This is a genomic window from Neisseria sp. P0018.S001 (assembly GCF_051957355.1).
Classification (GTDB): Bacteria; Pseudomonadota; Gammaproteobacteria; order Burkholderiales; family Neisseriaceae; genus Neisseria; species Neisseria subflava_A.
The window spans coordinates 1-464 of the sequence record NZ_JBQCWN010000060.1; the positions used below are offsets into that span (position 1 = coordinate 1).

1 protein-coding gene is annotated in these 464 nt (G+C 50.2%); it reads left to right on the plus strand.

All coding sequences use genetic code 11. The annotated features are described in order from the left end of the window. A partial coding sequence (locus tag ACTHTJ_RS10825) for a UDP-3-O-acyl-N-acetylglucosamine deacetylase (RefSeq protein WP_440362684.1) occupies positions 1–397 on the plus strand: 397 nt, incomplete at its 5' end. Between the last annotated feature and the right edge of the window lie 67 nt (positions 398–464).

The window sequence follows — 464 nt, forward strand, 5'->3', positions numbered from 1 at the left end:
TTTGGGGGGGGTGGTTGTGTTGTGGTGGGTTTTGGTTGGGTTGGTGGGTGTTGCTGGTGTTGGCCTGCGTTTGGGTGGGGGGGTTGTTTTGGTTTTGTGTTTTGTTGGGGGGGGTGGTGGTGTTTTGTTTTGTTGTGTTGGTTTGGGTGGGGGGGTGGGTGGGGTGGTTGGGTTGGGTTTTTGTTTGGTTGGTGGTGTTTGTTTTTTTTTAGCTGTCGTTACCGATGGGGGCGTGCGTATTGGTGTGGTTGAACATATTATGTCGGCTCTGTTTGTCTGCGGCATCGACGGTGCTTTGATTGAATTGAGCGCGCCTGAAATTTCGATTATGGATGGCTTCAGCCTGTCATTTATTTATCTTTTGCGAGATGCGGGCGTGGTGGGTCAAGAGGCTTAGAGATGTTTTTTGAGAGTCTTTGGGTCTGTTGAGGTTGAAGGGGTTGGAGAATGGGTGTGCTTTGTGT